Source organism: Candidatus Reidiella endopervernicosa, from assembly GCF_013343005.1.
Classification (GTDB): domain Bacteria; phylum Pseudomonadota; class Gammaproteobacteria.
Genome location: NZ_CP054491.1, coordinates 861,677 through 877,844, shown reverse-complemented (window position 1 = coordinate 877,844; position 16,168 = coordinate 861,677). Strand labels below are relative to the sequence as shown.

The 16,168-nt window shown below is 57.0% G+C and carries 19 protein-coding genes; 12 read left to right on the top strand and 7 right to left on the bottom strand.

Translation table 11 applies throughout. The features are described 5' to 3' along the window. Nucleotides 1-60 precede the first annotated feature (60 nt). From HUE57_RS04930 to HUE57_RS04905, 6 genes are all read right to left on the bottom strand, one after another. Nucleotides 61-1,071, bottom strand: coding sequence for a CHASE2 domain-containing protein (locus tag HUE57_RS04930; RefSeq protein WP_174672819.1), 1,011 nt, complete (start codon nucleotides 1,069-1,071; stop codon nucleotides 61-63). A gap of 18 nt (nucleotides 1,072-1,089) precedes the next feature. Continuing rightward, entirely contained in the window at nucleotides 1,090-1,476 is a 387-nt protein-coding gene (locus HUE57_RS04925) for a RidA family protein (RefSeq protein WP_078482067.1), read from the bottom strand. Between the two features lie 59 nt (nucleotides 1,477-1,535). After that, nucleotides 1,536-3,710, bottom strand: a complete 2,175-nt coding sequence (spoT, locus tag HUE57_RS04920) for a bifunctional GTP diphosphokinase/guanosine-3',5'-bis pyrophosphate 3'-pyrophosphohydrolase (RefSeq protein WP_078482066.1) — start codon at nucleotides 3,708-3,710, stop codon at nucleotides 1,536-1,538. Nucleotides 3,711-3,749: 39 nt separating this feature from the next. Further along, entirely contained in the window at nucleotides 3,750-4,052 is a 303-nt protein-coding gene (gene rpoZ, locus HUE57_RS04915; protein ID WP_078482065.1) for a DNA-directed RNA polymerase subunit omega, read from the bottom strand. Between the two features lie 105 nt (nucleotides 4,053-4,157). Continuing rightward, a complete protein-coding gene (gmk, locus tag HUE57_RS04910; protein WP_078482064.1) occupies nucleotides 4,158-4,769 on the bottom strand; it encodes a guanylate kinase in 612 nt (203 codons plus the stop codon). A 32-nt stretch (nucleotides 4,770-4,801) separates the two neighbouring features. Then, the gene (locus tag HUE57_RS04905) at nucleotides 4,802-5,668 is read right to left on the bottom strand and encodes a YicC/YloC family endoribonuclease (protein ID WP_078482063.1); all 867 of its coding nucleotides are present in this window, start codon (nucleotides 5,666-5,668) and stop codon (nucleotides 4,802-4,804) included. A 91-nt stretch (nucleotides 5,669-5,759) separates the two neighbouring features. On the opposite strand from HUE57_RS04905, the gene HUE57_RS04900 reads away from it, so the two are divergent. The 12 genes from HUE57_RS04900 to HUE57_RS04845 all read left to right on the top strand — a co-directional run bounded on the left by HUE57_RS04900 (nucleotide 5,760) and on the right by HUE57_RS04845 (nucleotide 15,549). Continuing rightward, the gene (locus tag HUE57_RS04900) at nucleotides 5,760-6,236 is read left to right on the top strand and encodes a protein kinase domain-containing protein (RefSeq protein ID WP_174672818.1); all 477 of its coding nucleotides are present in this window, start codon (nucleotides 5,760-5,762) and stop codon (nucleotides 6,234-6,236) included. A 415-nt stretch (nucleotides 6,237-6,651) separates the two neighbouring features. Next, nucleotides 6,652-6,852, top strand: a complete 201-nt coding sequence (locus tag HUE57_RS04895; protein WP_236860687.1) for a hypothetical protein — start codon at nucleotides 6,652-6,654, stop codon at nucleotides 6,850-6,852. Between the two features lie 324 nt (nucleotides 6,853-7,176). Then, entirely contained in the window at nucleotides 7,177-7,575 is a 399-nt protein-coding gene (locus HUE57_RS04890) for a PP2C family protein-serine/threonine phosphatase (protein WP_174672816.1), read from the top strand. 114 nt (nucleotides 7,576-7,689) lie between these two features. Next, nucleotides 7,690-8,412: a ribonuclease PH gene (gene rph / locus HUE57_RS04885; RefSeq protein WP_078482060.1), complete on the top strand. Its 723-nt coding sequence runs from the start codon at nucleotides 7,690-7,692 to the stop codon at nucleotides 8,410-8,412. Then, nucleotides 8,409-9,002 carry an XTP/dITP diphosphatase gene (locus HUE57_RS04880; protein ID WP_078482059.1) on the top strand — a complete coding sequence of 198 codons (594 nt, stop codon included), beginning with the start codon at nucleotides 8,409-8,411 and terminating at the stop codon, nucleotides 9,000-9,002. The genes rph and HUE57_RS04880 overlap by 4 nt, the downstream gene beginning before the upstream one ends. Nucleotides 9,003-9,017: 15 nt before the next feature. Further along, the gene (locus HUE57_RS04875; RefSeq protein ID WP_078482058.1) at nucleotides 9,018-9,206 is read left to right on the top strand and encodes a hypothetical protein; all 189 of its coding nucleotides are present in this window, start codon (nucleotides 9,018-9,020) and stop codon (nucleotides 9,204-9,206) included. Between the two features lie 53 nt (nucleotides 9,207-9,259). Then, complete coding sequence (gene trhP, locus HUE57_RS04870; RefSeq protein WP_078482057.1) at nucleotides 9,260-10,573, top strand: prephenate-dependent tRNA uridine(34) hydroxylase TrhP; 1,314 nt, start codon at nucleotides 9,260-9,262, stop codon at nucleotides 10,571-10,573. Continuing rightward, nucleotides 10,573-11,724, top strand: a complete 1,152-nt coding sequence (hemW, locus tag HUE57_RS04865) for a radical SAM family heme chaperone HemW (RefSeq protein ID WP_078482056.1) — start codon at nucleotides 10,573-10,575, stop codon at nucleotides 11,722-11,724. The genes trhP and hemW overlap by 1 nt, the downstream gene beginning before the upstream one ends. Before the next feature lie 166 nt (nucleotides 11,725-11,890). Then, nucleotides 11,891-12,256 (top strand): DUF3135 domain-containing protein, encoded by a 366-nt coding sequence (locus HUE57_RS04860; protein WP_078482055.1) that lies wholly within the window; start codon nucleotides 11,891-11,893, stop codon nucleotides 12,254-12,256. Nucleotides 12,257-12,379: 123 nt separating this feature from the next. After that, nucleotides 12,380-12,580: a 50S ribosomal protein L31 gene (rpmE, locus tag HUE57_RS04855; protein ID WP_078482054.1), complete on the top strand. Its 201-nt coding sequence runs from the start codon at nucleotides 12,380-12,382 to the stop codon at nucleotides 12,578-12,580. Nucleotides 12,581-12,791: 211 nt separating this feature from the next. Further along, nucleotides 12,792-14,270: a M48 family metalloprotease gene (locus HUE57_RS04850; RefSeq protein WP_236725583.1), complete on the top strand. Its 1,479-nt coding sequence runs from the start codon at nucleotides 12,792-12,794 to the stop codon at nucleotides 14,268-14,270. 25 nt (nucleotides 14,271-14,295) lie between these two features. Then, nucleotides 14,296-15,549 (top strand): malic enzyme-like NAD(P)-binding protein, encoded by a 1,254-nt coding sequence (locus HUE57_RS04845; RefSeq protein WP_078482053.1) that lies wholly within the window; start codon nucleotides 14,296-14,298, stop codon nucleotides 15,547-15,549. Here the strand turns inward: HUE57_RS04845 and HUE57_RS04840 are convergent. After that, nucleotides 15,546-16,142, bottom strand: coding sequence for a hypothetical protein (locus HUE57_RS04840; RefSeq protein WP_078482052.1), 597 nt, complete (start codon nucleotides 16,140-16,142; stop codon nucleotides 15,546-15,548). The two genes, HUE57_RS04845 and HUE57_RS04840, sit on opposite strands and share 4 nt — an antisense overlap. Between the last annotated feature and the right edge of the window lie 26 nt (nucleotides 16,143-16,168).

Below are 16,168 nucleotides of genomic sequence, written 5' to 3'. Positions count from 1 at the left end.
GCTGACCGCCATGGAGAGCGAAGTGAGGGCGGTTAGTCCTCGATAGTCGACGCCGTCTGCCTATTCGTAGTTGAGAGCGCGAGCGAACGACGAAGAAGATGCAGCAGCGGCTTTATGTCGGCGTAGAGTCACTGAGGGAGTTGTGTAGAGCCGCGAAGAGGTGATTACGCAACGTACGCAGGACGGTCGGGGCGCCGTAGGCATAAACGGTCGCGTTAAGTATTTGCCGCTTGCTTGGGCTTGGATGCCCAAAACATGCTTCCGCAAAATAGCGACTCCCGAGATGGGACGCTGTGATCGCTGTAGCTGCAGATCCTGATAAAGATCGGCGTAGGGGATACGGCGATAGCTCAACCGCTCACCACGCCAGCTTAGCTGGATATTCTCCTGATCTGGCACCGGATAGTTAAGCGCCCTACTCACCGTGGCCGGCAGGGAAGGGATCGACCAACCATAGGCATCGATATCGATCGCGTAGCGGCGACCGACACCATCCTCGTCTTCAAGAAAGTTGATCGCCCCCAGATGACCCTGCTTGATCAACGCGGGAAGCGGTAACACCATCGCGACCCGAGCATCTTCAACCGCCGCCTTACCCGCCATAATTCCAAGTCGCCGACCATGCTCGCCCAGCGACAGGCCACCGGCGTCATTGCCATCAGTTAGACGCAGCATCGGCAGAAACATGTGCGACTCCCTGGACAACACCTCGGCCAGATAGTCATCACCCTCGAGGCGCATCAGATCAGGATCACTAAAGAGAATATCGAAAATGATGGCGCGTGGCTGTTGACGAGCTATGCCTTCAACCAGCTCCGCGTGAACCGAACGTGGCCAAGGGAAACGCCCCACCTCGGCGGCCATCTCCGCCAGGCTGTGCTCATCGATATCGACAATGACGATGTCGGGATCAGGAATCTGCTCGGCTGCATGGATTCGCAGCATACGATCACCGAAGAAGTTCTCCAGTGGTTGAAAAAGCCCCAGCAACATTGCATCGATAACCACCATACCGATAACGGCAAGGGCTATCAGAGTAAGCGGATTGGTCAGCTGGCGTGAGAGGCTCATCGCAATGACCGAGAGGTGCTAGCCCTCGAGCTCGAGTACCGCGTCCATCTCAACCTCAGACCCCTTGGGCAGTGCCGCAACACCAATCGCAGCACGTGCAGGATAGGGCTGACTGAAGTAGTCGGCCATCACCTGATTAACCAGCGGGAAGTGACCCAGATCGATAAGAAAGACGTTGAGCTTCGCCACATCGGCCAACGAACCACCAGCCGCCTCAGCCACGGCGGTCAGATTGTCAAATACACGGCGGATCTGCGTCTCCATATTCCCATCAATCAGCTCCATTGTCTCTGGAACCAACGGGATCTGGCCGGACATGTACACAGTAGTGCCGACCTTGACCGCCTGCGAGTAGGTGCCGATCGCCTGGGGTGCTTTATCAGTAGAGATAATCTCTCTGGCCATCTATTGGGTTCTCCCTAATCTATTTATATTTTGGATAATTCTAGTTGAGCCGCCAGCAATTAGCGGGTGCGATAGATGCGCAGCACCGAACCGATGGAGCGTATACGGCGCATAATCCGCGCCAGGTGGCGACGGTCGTGAACGGCCAGCAGGAAGGTAATGGTGGAAGTGAGTCCATCACGCTCCTCAATGGCGACGTTATCGATATTGGAACCCATCTCAGAGATCGCCGCAGCGACTGTAGCCAGTACACCGCGTTCATTACTCACCTCGACACGCATCTCGACCGGGAAGTCACCCTCGACCTCCTGCTCCCACTGCACATCAATCGCCATCTCGGGACGATCACGATAGTCGGCAACGTTTTTACACCCCGCCACATGGATCACAAAACCACGTCCGGTACTGACAAAACCGACGATCGGATCTCCTGGAATCGGGCGACAACACTTGGCGAAGTTGACCACCATCCCCTCGGTGCCCTTGATAAAGAGGGTTCGGTGATGTGTGTTCTGTTCCTGAAGCGGTGCCTGCTCATCATCGTGATCCTGTGGTGCCAGGCGTCGCGCCACCAGCTGTGCCATCCGGTTACCGAGACCGATCTCGGCCAGCAGCTTGTCGAGCTGCTCAAAACCCATCTCACGCAGTGCCTCGGCGAGGGTCTCAGAGTCGAGCTGCTCAAGACTGCTCGACTGCTCCGTCAGCGCCTTGCCGAGCAGACGCCGCCCGAGGCTCACCGCCTCCTCGAGCTGCAGATTCTTCAGATAGCTACGGATATTGGCACGCGCCTTACCCGTAAAGACGAAGTTGAGCCAGGCGGGATTGGGGTGGGCGCCGGGTGCGGTAATGACCTCGACCGTCTGTCCATTGAGCAGTGCCGTACGCAGCGGCACCAGGCGACGATCGATACGCGCTGCCACACAGCTGTTGCCGATATCGGAATGAACCGCATAGGCAAAATCGACCGCCGTCGCACCGCGCGGCATCTCCATAATCTCCCCCTTGGGGGTGAAGACGTAGACCTCGTCGGGGAAGAGGTCGATCTTGACGTTCTCCAGAAACTCAAGTGAATCACCCGCGCTCTTCTGCATCTCCAGAAGCCCCTGTAGCCACTCGCGGGCACGCGCCTGGGCGTTGGTGGTCGGTTTCTCGCCGGTCTTGTACTGCCAGTGTGCCGCGATTCCCGATTCGGCCACCCGATCCATATCGGTGGAGCGAATCTGTACTTCGATCGGCACGCCGTAGGGACCGAAGAGGATGGTATGCAACGACTGGTAACCGTTCGCCTTGGGGATGGCGATGTAATCCTTGAACTTGCCCGGTACCGGCTTGTAGAGATTGTGCATCACGCCCAGGGCGCGATAACAGGTATCGACATCGTCGACGATGATGCGAAAGGCGTAGAGATCCATCACCTCATTGAAGGAGAGATCCTTCTCGATCATCTTTTTGTAGATGCTGTAGACGTGTTTCTCTCGACTCCCAAGCTGGAAGGCGAACGACTCCTGTTCCAGACGGCCATGGATCGCCGTCTCGATCTTATCCAGGATCTCGCGCCGATTGCCGCGCGCCTTTTTCACCGACTCACTCAGAATCCGGTAACGCATCGGGTAGTAGGCCTCGAAGCCGAGATCCTCTAGCTCAAGACGTGCATGGTTGAGGCCGAGACGGGTAGCGATCGGCACGTAGATCTCCAGCGTCTCACGGGCGATACGACGCCGCTTCTCCGGACGCAGTGCGCCCAGGGTACGCATGTTGTGCAGTCGATCGGCAAGCTTGATCAGGATGACGCGAATATCGCGCGCCATCGCCAGCATCATCTTGCGAAAGTTCTCGGCCTGGGCGTGCGCCTTGGTCTCGAAGGTGATCATGGTCAGCTTGCTGACCCCATCGACCAGCTCTGCGACCTCACCGCCAAACTGCGCCGCTATCTGATCTTTGGCGATCTCGGTATCTTCGATCACATCATGCAGGATCGCGGCAACAATGCCCTGATGATCCATCTGCATCTCTGCCAGGATCGAGGCGACTTCAATGGGATGATAGATGTAGGGCTCGCCCGATTGACGAACCTGACCGACGTGGGCCTCAGAGCCAACCAGGTAGGCGTGGTAGACCTCCTGAATCTGATCGGCGTTGAGATACCCCTCTAGCTGGTGGCAGAGATCGCTAATCAGAAAGCGATCGCCATCGGCATCGGGGCTTTGTGGAAGGGTGTTATCGGCCTCGCTCATCTTCCGGATCGGATGAACCGCAAGCCGATTTTTCTCTGCTTACTCAGCAGGCTTTTCAATAGTAGCTGCTGCGGCCGGTGGCACTTCGGCCATCACATTGGCTTCAACTTCGGCCAGAGACTCGGCGGCCTGCTCATGCGCCTCAACGGCATCAAGAATGGAGGCATCAACCAGACCCGCTTCGATCTCACGCAGAGCGATAACGGTCGGCTTGTCGTTCTCAGCGGGGAGCATGGGATCGGCACCATTAGAGATCTGTCGTGCTCGCTTGGTAGCGACCAGTACCAGCTGAAACTGGTTGTCGACCTTCTCCAGACAATCTTCTACCGTAACTCGTGCCATCTCTCAAACTCTCCCGCCAAATGTAGATTAACCTTGCCGATACAGTCTCAGAATAGACCACCACCAAGCAAGGGGAACGGCGGATTCTAACCCAGACTCCGCCACTTACGCCAGAAGATCACTCATACGTGCCTGCAGCGATGCGTCCTGTGCCTCGCGTCGCAGGCGGTTGGCGTTGAAGATGGCCTGTAGATCATCGAGTGCAGCTTCGAACTGATCGTTGATCACCACAAACTCAAACTCATCAAAATGTGACATCTCACTCTCGGCATCACGCATGCGACGATCGATAATCTCATCAGAATCGGTACCGCGTCCGGTAAGCCGTTCACGCAGCGCCTCGCGTGATGGAGGGAGAATGAAGATGGTGACGCACTCCGGCATCATCTCCTGCACCTGGCGCGCGCCCTGCCAGTCGATCTCGAGAATCACATCATCCCCCGCTGCCAGCTGCTGTTCTACCGCGCCCTTGGAGGTGCCATAGAAGTTATCAAACACCTGCGCATGCTCGAGAAAATCGCCCGCTTCGACCAGCGCCTTGAAGCGCTCGATCTCAGTGAAATGGTAGTTAACCCCATCCACCTCACCCGGGCGAGAGGCGCGCGTGGTGTGTGAAACTGAAACCTTGATCGTCGCATCGCGTTCGATCAGCGCCTTAACCAGACTCGTCTTACCTGCACCTGAGGGGGCAGAAACGATATAGAGAGTACCGCTCATGTAAACCTCTTTAAGTTTGTTGAATGTTGTGATTATTCGATGTTCTGGATCTGTTCGCGCATCTGTTCGATGAGTACCTTCAGCTCGACCGAGGAGCGGGTCAGCTCAGCATCGGACGATTTCGATCCGAGCGTATTGGCCTCACGATTGAACTCCTGCATCAGAAAATCGAGCCGGCGACCCACCGGCTCTTCGCGCTGTAAAACCTCACGCAGCTCGGCGACATGGGCCATCAGTCGATCAAGCTCCTCATCGACGTCGGATTTCTGCGCGATGATCACCATCTCCTGCTCGAGACGCCCCGAATCGAGTTCACCACTGACCTCGGCAAGACGACTACGTAGACGTTCACGCTGCGCCGCTAAGATCTGCGGCAGCCGAGATTTTACCTGTTCTACAACACTCTCAATCGAGGCGCAGCGCTGTTCGATCAGTGCCTTCAGCTTCTCACCCTCGCGGGCACGCCCCTGCTTGAGCTCTTCCAGCGCCCCATCGAGCAACCCGGTTGCCGCCTCAATCACCGGCGTCATGTCGGCCTCGACACTCTCCAACACCCCCGGCCAGCGCAGCAGCTCCATCGGGCTGTAGGAGGCGGAAACCCCCTGCAGCAACTCCACCTCCTGTACCGCAGCCAGTAACTTCTCAGTGAAGTCACGATTAACCGCCATCTCCCCAGCCACCTGACTGCTGGGACGGTAGAAGAGCGCACACTCCACCTTGCCGCGCCCCAGGAGGACTGTAGCGCGCTCTCTGACCAGCGCCTCCATCGGCCGCAACTCTTCGGGCAGGCGTAGCGACAGCTCCAGATAGCGGTGATTTAGCGAGCGCAGCTCCCAGGCGAGAGAGCCCCACTCATCACGCCGTTCAACACGGGCAAAGGCGGTCATACTGTGGATCATAATCGGTCCTGAATTTGACAATCTGGGCTAGATGTTAAACTTTTGAAGCGTTCCTGAGAATTGGCCAACACAATCCCCCATACTGATCGAGATGAATAGAGCCACGCAAAGCCTGCCAGATGGAACGGTGCTCGACCACTACACCATCGACCGCACCCTGAGTCGAGGCGGCTTTAGTATCGTCTATTTGGCGCACGACAATCGCACCGGGCACAAGGTAGTCATCAAAGAGTACATCCCCTCCAAACTGGCTCGCCGCGAGGAATATCTGCGCGTGGTGCCTGAGTCCGATCAGATGACCGACCGTTATCTGCGTGGTCGCCGCCTCTTCTTTCAGGAGGCGAGCGCACTAGCTAAGTTGGAGCACGACAACATCGTGCACGTCCCTAGCTTCTTCCGTGCCAACGAAACGGTCTACATGGTGATGGTCTATGAAGAGGGGAAGAATCTACAGGCCTATATTGAGGGGCGCAGCGGCAACCTGAGCGAGCAGTTCATCCGCACCGTCTTTCCCCCTACTGATCGGGGTGAAAGCCCACACAGCCCCACATGCGACCTCGACATCTAACCGGCAGCATCCCTTGCGTCCGGCGGCGGCCCTGTCGTCTGATTTGGGCCGTGCACTCACTCGGCAGCAGCGTCAGTCACAGCTGGAGTCATCATCTCGCACACGGCTACTCACCGTCTGAGAGTACCAATCGCGCGTATGCGGCCCGACGATACCACGCCATCGGAGCCACCTGCTCTGTTCAGGGGCGGCGCACCTCGATGCAAGGTAGCTGAGCACGAAACATCGCACCCGTCCTCTCTACCGGCAAAGCGTCTACTTGGCCGACCTGTAGAGGCGATCTGACGGCATAGATCGGACCCGCAACTTCGGCGCAAAAAGTTGACAGTCCTTCCTGTGCACTTAGGGGAATCGATAGCCACCCATCACTGCGGCAACCCGAAGTCAGCGGAGTACTTGGTACGCCCGCAGTGAGATGCTCGGCATGGTCGCCGGCAGCTCTGAAGCAAGTCGTGAGCACAGCCCAACTACGAGTGAGTCCGACAATGGGGACTTCCGGCAACTCGGCCATCAGACCAGACCGTATCGCGGCACCGTGAGCGCGGACGATTCACGTGCTGATGCGCCGATGGGCATGGGTGGTCATCGCCAGAGAGAGCTCGGCAGCGAGACCTGATCGATCGATCGTCGTCTCACCGCAACTGTGTCGCTGCCCGTTCAAGCCGGGACGATCTTCTCAGCAGGCCTCAGCTATTCGCCTCGATCCAGGAAGATCTGGGCGCGTGGCAGCAGACGACTCAATGCCCACCGATGGCCTCGCCACCACCGCCGTAATCGTGGCCCCTGATCTCCGGGCAGCAGCAAGGCCGCTGGGCGCACTTGCGATGCCGGCTCTACCGTCTCGAGTGGTGAAATTATCGTACGCACCCGCGACCACAGCTACGTCGAAGACCTGCTCAGGAGCGGCAAAATCAAACGCTCTGAGGTAGAGCACCACCCGATGCGCAACACCGTCACGCAGTGTGTCGGCGGTAGCAAATCGGCACAGACTCCTGCATTCGATAGCGCCTCTCTTGAGCCGGGAGATGAGCTGCTGCTCTGCTCCGACGGTCTGTGGAATAGCCTCAAAGAGTCACTTCTGATCAAGGCACTCGAAGAGGAGGACCTTGATCAGGCTGCCGATCAACTCGCCGACCAGGCCGAATTAAGCAGCTACCCCCACAGCGACAACATCAGCCTGATAGCCTTCCGCTACCTCACCAACAACAGCGCCGAAGAGTCCGAAAAACCGATAGTAAAACCAACGCCAAGCCAACAAGGCGGCTCTCTGGACCAGGCACTTGATGAGATCGAACGGGCACTCGATAAGTACGGTTCCGAGATGGGCGACCCCAAGTAGCCGCCCTTCGGGGATCGGCCACTACTGCGTGCATCCGAAGTGCGCCAACATACCCAGTAGCAGCCCGATTGGCATATACTCTGCGCCCTTGGCAACCAACTAGAGAGATCAACTATGCGACCCAGCGGTCGTCAACCCGATGAAATGAGGTCGATCCACTTCACCCGTCGATATACCAAACACGCCGAGGGTTCGGTGTTGGTTGAGTCTGGTGATACCAAGGTGCTCTGCACCGCCTCGGTTGAGGAGCGTCTGCCGGGCTGGTTGCGTGGTAAGGGCCAGGGTTGGGTTACCGCTGAGTACGGCATGCTGCCACGCTCCACCGGCTCACGTATGGGTCGCGAAGCGGCACGCGGTAAACAGGGGGGACGTACCATGGAGATCCAACGCCTGATCGGCCGCTCACTACGTGCCGCCGTTGATCTCAAGGCACTTGGTGAGCACAGCATCATGATCGACTGCGATGTGATTCAGGCCGATGGCGGCACCCGCACCGCTTCAATCACCGGTGGTTATGTTGCCCTGGTCGATGCCATACGCCACCTGATCGCCGAGAAGAAGATCAGTAAAGATCCAATGCGCACGGCGATCGCATCGGTCTCGGTCGGTATCTTTGAAGGTACACCAGTACTCGATCTCGACTACGATGAGGACTGCAACGCCGAGACTGATATGAATGTTGTAATGGAGAACAGTGGCAACTTCATCGAGGTACAGGGCACCGCCGAAGGTCACCCCTACTCCATGAGTGAGCTACAGGCGATGTTGGCCCTGGCAGAGAAAGGCATTGGCGAGCTACTTGCGCATCAGCGCGCGGTACTGGATGAAACATTATGAAAAAGATCGTTCTAGCCTCGGGAAACGCCGGCAAGGTACGCGAGTTCAATCAGCTACTGGCCGACATCGACCTTGAGGTAGTACCACAATCCGATTTTGAAGTGGTCGAGGCCGAGGAGACCGGCCTTACCTTTGTTGAGAACGCCATTCTTAAGGCGCGCAACGCCGCCCAGCACACCGGCCTGCCTGCGCTTGCTGATGACTCGGGATTAGAGGTCGATGCCCTGCACGGCGCACCCGGTATCTACTCGGCCCGTTTTGCCGGCGTCGGTGCCAGCGATGAGCAGAACCTGCAGAAGCTACTGACAGACCTACAGGATGTTCCGCAGAATCTTCGCAGCGCTCGCTTCCAGTGCGTAATCGTCTACATGCGCCACGCCGAGGACCCTACACCGATCATCTGCCAGGGAACATGGAACGGCCGCATCCTGAACACATCTCATGGCGAGAACGGTTTCGGTTACGACCCGGTCTTCTACGTGCCCGAGCAGGATTGCTCCTCTGCGGAACTGCCTGCAGAGATTAAAAACCGACTCAGTCATCGTGGACAGGCGCTGCAGAAATTTCTATCTGTGATGCGGGTCAGCTGACGAGGTACCAATGAGATGAGTGACTGCGAATATCTGGACAAGTGCCCCGTTTGGGATCGTTTCAACTCCGATATTAAATACATCTGGATAAACAACTACTGTAAGAGCACTAAACAGGACCGCTGCGTGCGAAAAACCATGACCGCAGAGGGCAAGATGATCCCTGACAGCCTGCTTCCCAACAACACCAGCCTGGACGACTAATCGTCTAGTCGCTGCCCTACGGCCAACGCCGCTGTTAAACACGACCTCTCGCCATGAATAGACGCCCCGAACTTCTCGCCCCCGCTGGCACACTCAAACACCTGCGCTACGCCTACGCCTTCGGTGCCGATGCAGTCTACGCCGGAATGCCGCGCTACAGCCTGCGGGTGCGCAACAACAGCTTCGACCTTGATAATCTGGCCATCGGCATGGATGAGGCGCGGATGCTCGGCAAGCAGCTCTTTGTTGCCTGTAATCTGCTGCCGCACAACAACAAGGTCGACACCTTCATGGCCGATATGGAGCCGCTGGCAGCGCTCAAACCCGATGCGCTGATCATGGCCGACCCCGGCCTGATCATGCTGGTGCGTGAGCGTTGGCCAGAGATACCGATCCACCTCTCGGTGCAGGCCAACACCGTCAACTACGCGGCGGTCAATTTCTGGAAGTCGGTCGGCGTCAGTCGAATTATCCTCTCGCGCGAGCTCTCGCTGGATGAGATTGAGGATATTCGTCAGCGCTGCCCCGATATGGAGCTTGAGGTCTTTGTACACGGCGCGCTCTGCATCGCCTACTCCGGCCGTTGCCTGCTCTCCGGATACTTCAACCATCGCGATGCCAACCAGGGGAGCTGCACCAACGCCTGCCGCTGGGACTACAAGGTGAAACCCGCCGAGGAGGATCAGAGTGGCGATGCGGTGCAGATCTATACCCCCGAATCTCTAGAGGAGCGTCATCCACAGGCCGATGATCTCTATCTGATCGAGGAGAAGGAGCGTCCGGGCGAGTTGATGCCGGTGATGGAGGATGAGCACGGCACCTATATCATGAATTCCAAGGATCTTCGTGCAGTGGAGTATGTCGACCGACTGGTCGAGATCGGCGTCGACTCACTGAAGATCGAGGGGCGCACCAAGTCGGTCTACTACACCGCGCGTGCCGCGCAGATCTACCGCCAGGCGATTGACGATGCGGTTGAGGGTCGTCCCTTCAACCCCAATCTGGTCGAAAATCTAGATGCCCTGGCCAGTCGCGGTTACACCAGCGGTTTCTACAATCGCCACGCCCACGTTGAGACACAGAATTATCACCAGAACCGCTCCGAAAGCGCCACCCAACAGTATGTTGCCGAGATAACTGGCCATGACGAGGCGAGCGGCCTAACTGAGGTGTTGGCTAAGAACAAGTTCGGTGTCGGTGATGAGCTGGAGCTGATTCGCCCCAGCGGCAACATCCGTTTCAAGCTCGAGTCGATGCAGGATATGAAGGGCAACGCAATGGATGAGGCGCCCGGCTCCGACTATCGGGTGCGCATTCCGCTTCCTGCCGATGGCAGCGAGATGGGGATGCTCGCCCGCTATCTCTGATGAGCATGCTGGCGCTACCGCCACTCTCACTCTACGTCCACTTTCCGTGGTGCGTGCGTAAATGCCCCTACTGCGACTTCAACTCGCACGAGCCTGGGGAGAAGATCCCACAGCACGAATATATCGATGCGCTGCTGGCCGATCTTGAGCACGACCTACCTCTGGTGGCAGGACGCGAGATCGTCTCGATCTTCTTTGGCGGCGGTACCCCTTCGCTGTTTGCTCCCGAGCAGATCGACCGACTCATCGAGGCGCTCGAGAACCGACTGCGCTTTGCCGATAAAATCGAGATTACCCTGGAGGCCAATCCCGGAACCCTTGAGCAGCACCATTTCGGCGGCTACCGCAGCGCCGGTGTTAACCGTCTCTCGATCGGGGTACAGAGCTTTGATGACCACGCACTAAAGAGTATCGGTCGCATCCACGACAGGGACGAGGCGGTTCGCGCTGTAGAGTCCGCCCAGCGGGCAGGTTTCGAGCGTATTAACCTCGACCTGATGTTTGGTCTGCCTGGTGCATCACAGGCGCAGACACTGCGAGATCTACAGACGGCGATCGATCTCGATCCCGGTCACATCTCCTGGTATCAGCTAACCCTGGAGCCCAATACCGCCTTCCACCACGCCCCTCCACCCTCCCTGCCCGATGACGATGCACTCTGGCGCGTACAGCGGTCTGGAATCGAACTCCTCGATACCCACGGTTACCAGCAGTACGAAATCTCCGCTTACAGCCGCGAAGCACAGCAGTGTATCCACAACCTCAACTACTGGCAGTTTGGTGACTACCTTGGTATTGGTGCTGGCGCACACGCCAAGCTGACCGCTGCTAACACTGTTTTGCGGCGCTGGCGCCAACGCCATCCTCGCAGCTACCTACAACAGGCAACCAGCTCCAGCGTAATCAGCGGTGAGTCGCGCCTGAGCTTAGAAGACCGTGCACTGGAATTCATGATGAATGCACTCCGACTCAACCAGGGATTTGAACTCGATCTATTTAAACAGCGCACTGGGCTTGAACTCTCTTCTATCGCATCCCCACTACAGATCGCGCAAGATCGCGGCCTGATCGAAGTGGATGAATACCAGATCAAACCTACGGCGACAGGTAGACTCCATCTCAACGAGCTTCTCGGCCTCTTTGTTAGCTAATTTCCAAACCTGGACTGCCCACCCTACAAACCCCACAAAACGCGACCATTAACACAGCTTAATCAATTGGTTACATGCATAACTGGCAACATCACGGTGATGTGTTATTTTCAAAGGAGGGGGATTTTTTACCCCTTTGACGGTCCGTTAGTGCGGGAGAGTTACTATGGGTTTAGCAGCGTCAGCACGCATAGACTTCGACGAGTGGTCAGACCTGGCAAATGCCGATCCCGCCGCCTTTGAGGCGCGACGAAGCGAACTGCTCGAGGGACAGATCTCCCGTTGCGCCAGTCGCAGCCAGACCAGACTGCGCCGCCTACAGTGGCGTATTGATCAGATTCGACGGCTCTCCTCATCACCTCTAGGCGCCTGCGTTAAGATCAACGATATGATGATGAATACCGTGCTGGGTGAAGGCGGTCTGCTGGCAACTATGTCGAGTCTTAGCAACCCTCCACCCGATGGCCAATACCGACAACTACCGAAGGCGAAGGTCATTCGCTACCACCCTCGCGAGCCTAAAAAGCATTAATCGGCCCTGCCCTTGTCGTCCGGGTTCTGTTGACGTACAATCCTCCGCCTTGCGATCGGCATCAGGCCGATGGGCCGCCTCCAAAGCGTTGGAAGCGGATAGAAACAGACAGAGGCTACAGAAATGAAATCGGACATCCATCCCGCTTACAACGATGTAAACGTAACCTGCAGTTGTGGTAGCAGCTTCACCACGCGCTCAACTGTTGGTAAGGATCTGCAAATCGAAGTCTGCTCACAATGCCACCCCTTCTACACTGGCAAGCAGAAGATCCTCGACACCGGCGGTCGTATCGACAAGTTCCGTAACAAGTACGGTCGATAAGCACAAAATCATCGTGAAAAAGGGCGCCTCGGCGCCCTTTTTTGTTGCTCAAAACTCTCGCGATAAATCCCTCCCACTCTCAGTGGTTGATTAGCACCACCCACCTCCATGAAAATGGGCAGCCGCCACGCTTGCGGTTACACAGCTTCTGTTCCTACACTTTCACCCATGACACCTCTTGAGAGCAGGCCATCAACCAGTCCATAGAAACATGAGACAGACACCCTCACACCTCATCATCAAGCGTTACCTGTTAGCCGCACTGCTGCTGCCTCTCATTCTGCTGGGCGCCTGCTCAACCAATCCGGTGACGGGTGCGCAGGATTTTGTATTGATGAGTGAAGATCAGGAGATCGCACTCGGGCGCCAGTATCACCAGTCGGTGCTGAAACAGTACAAACCCTACGATGCCCCTGAGCTACAGCGCTATATTCAGCGCATTGGCGACAAGCTAGCCAAATCGAGCCATCGCAGTAATCTGGTATTCCGCTTCACGCTCGTCGACAGCACTGACGTCAACGCCTTCGCCCTGCCGGGTGGTTACATCTACATCACTCGCGGCCTGCTCGCCTACCTCAACTCCGAGGCCGAGCTGGCCGCCGTCCTTGGTCACGAGATTGGGCACGTCACCGCCCGCCACTCTGTTCGGCGTCATAGTACTGCTACCGCCACCGGCCTACTCGGTTCTGTTGTCGCCTCACGCGTCGGCGTGTCCGGCGCCCAAAGCCTGGCCAATGTGATCGGCACCGCTGTCGTCCGAGGTTACGGACGTGAACATGAGCTGGAGTCGGATCGACTCGGCGCTGAGTACCTGGCCCGAAGCGGCTACGACCCTAATGCGATGATTCGGGTGGTCAGCGTCTTAAAAAACCAGGAGCTGTTTGAGAAACTGCGCGCGAAAGAGGAGAAACGCGAGCCACGCGCCTACCACGGCCTCTTCTCCACCCATCCCGAGAATGATCACCGTTTCAAGAAGGTAGTGCAGGCCGCCAAAAAGTATCAGACCAAGGGATACGTAAATGGCAGCAATACCTTCAAGCAGCATCTCGAGGGGCTGGTCTTTGGCCCCAGCGCCGATCAGGGGGTGGTGCGTAATAACCGCTTCTACCACACTGACCTCGATATCGGTCTGGACCTGCCGAAGGGTTGGAAGGTCGAGAATCGCAGCGATGAGCTGGTGGCCAAATCGGCAGCCAATGATGGCTGGTTCTCACTCAAGATGCAGGACATCAATCGTCGCATCGAACCACGCGCCTTCATAACAAAACGACTAGGCCTAAAGAAGCTGCAACACGGCGAGCAGATCGACCATAAAGGATTGCGCGGTTACACCGCCATTACTCAACTGAGCACCCCCTACGGCAAACGCAAGGGACGCATCACCGTGCTCTACCATGATCGCAACGCCTATATCTTCAAGGGAGCGGCCAAGGGCAGCAAAAAACCCTATCGTTATGATCAGCAATTTCTCAACACGGCCCGCTCGTTCCACACCCTGAGTAACCGTGAACACCAGCTCGCTCAACCGCAGCAACTTCACATTCGTACAGCCAACAGCAAGGATCGCTTCTCTTCACTGGCAGCTAAGAGTCCAATCCCCGAGCACGCCGAGGAGCAGCTGAGACTACTCAACGCCCTCTACCCCGACGGCGAACCCAAACCCGGCACACTGATCAAGCTGGTCCGCTAAGCTATAAATACACTGGAATTCATCCATGCCACACGACTATAAAGAGGCGGCGCTCGAATACCACGCCACTCCCACGGCGGGTAAGATCGCCATTCAGCTGACCAAGCCCTGCCTGAGTCAGCACGATCTGGCACTCGCCTACACACCCGGCGTTGCCGAGCCTGTACGCGCCATCGCCACCGACCCAGCTGCCGCCTACAAATACACCGCCAAGGGTAATCTGGTTGCCGTGATTACCGACGGCACTGCGGTACTTGGTCTGGGTAACACTGGTGCTCTCGCCAGCAAACCGGTGATGGAGGGTAAAGCAGTGTTGTTCAAGCGCTTTGCCGATATCGATGTTTTTGATATTGAGGTCGATGCCGAGAAGTGCGATGAGTTTGTCGAAACAGTCGTGCGCATTTCACCAACCTTCGGCGGTATTAACCTTGAGGATATTGCTGCTCCCCGCTGTTTTGAGATCGAACAACAGCTGCGCGAGCGACTCAACATTCCCGTCTTCCACGATGATCAACACGGCACAGCAATCATCATCGCCGCAGGTCTGCTCAATGCACTAGAACTGCAGGGTAAGACACTGGAGAGCGCACGCATCACCTGCCTCGGTGCTGGCGCTGCAGCGATCGCTTCTATGAAGCTACTACTATCGCTCGGCGCACAGCGCGAGAACCTGCTGATGGTTGATCGCAATGGCGTCATCCACACTGATCGCAATGACCTGAATAAATACAAACAGCCCTTTGCCATCGATACCGAGAAAAGAACCCTGCTCGATGCGATGACCGATGCCGATGTACTGATCGGCGTCTCCGGGCCGAATCTGGTCAGCGAAGAGATGCTGCTGGCAATGGCACCAAGACCGGTGCTGTTTGCACTCTCCAACCCTGATCCGGAAATCTCACCCGAGCTGGCACGAACGGTGCGCGATGATCTGATCATTGCCACCGGGCGCAGTGACTACCCCAACCAGGTTAATAATGTCCTCGGCTTCCCCTTCATCTTCCGCGGTGCACTCGATGTGCACGCCCAGACTATCAATCGTGAAATGGAGATTGCCGCTGTGCATGCATTACGCGCTCTGGCACACGAGCCAATCCCCGACGAGGTATTGAAGGCATACGAGGTTGAACAGATGACTTTTGGTCCTGACTACATTATCCCAACGCCGCTCGACCCACGATTGATGGCATGGATTCCGCCTGCGGTTGCCAAGGCGGCTGTTGAGAGTGGCGCGGCACAGTCGGCCTATCCCGACAACTACCCGGCCTGCCCAGTCTAGCCTGGTAGCTCGGCCTCCTCCTGTACCATCAGAGCAGTCAGCCGGTTCAGTGAGGCACGCTCCATCGGGCGACCATCAACGGGACTTAAAGGTGGTTGCCGTATCGCCTTGAGCGGTAGAACTACCAGCTCAATTGAGACCTCATTGGCCAGGATTCGATAGCTAGGAAAGAGCTGTTCCTGCTCTTCTGAGAAACGCAGCATGCGCTCACCCGACTCAAACGGAACCTCCTGCTCCATCAGAAAGAGCAATACCTCTTCGGGGGTGTCAGCAAATAGCTGTAGATTGATATCAGAGTGGCCACCGGCTGTACCCTTCAACACCGAGCCGAACAGGCGTGGCTGGAACTGCTCGAAGTAGCGCATCGCTTGCTGTGCACTCTCTCTAAGCCGTTCGAGGGATGCGGCATGACTGTCACCTTGAAAGATGCGCTGATAGTCACGTAGCGCGGCTTCAATTTCGACATTTCGCGGCATATTACGAGTATCCGATGCTCCCAGTCGCGCTGCGGCTTTGCGCTTTGCAGCATGAAAGTCGTTGACCCCCTCTTCCGCCATAATGCGCGCCGCATCCTGCGCAATCTGTGCGCGCATGCGTAGCTCTTTATTGGAGTGGTGGG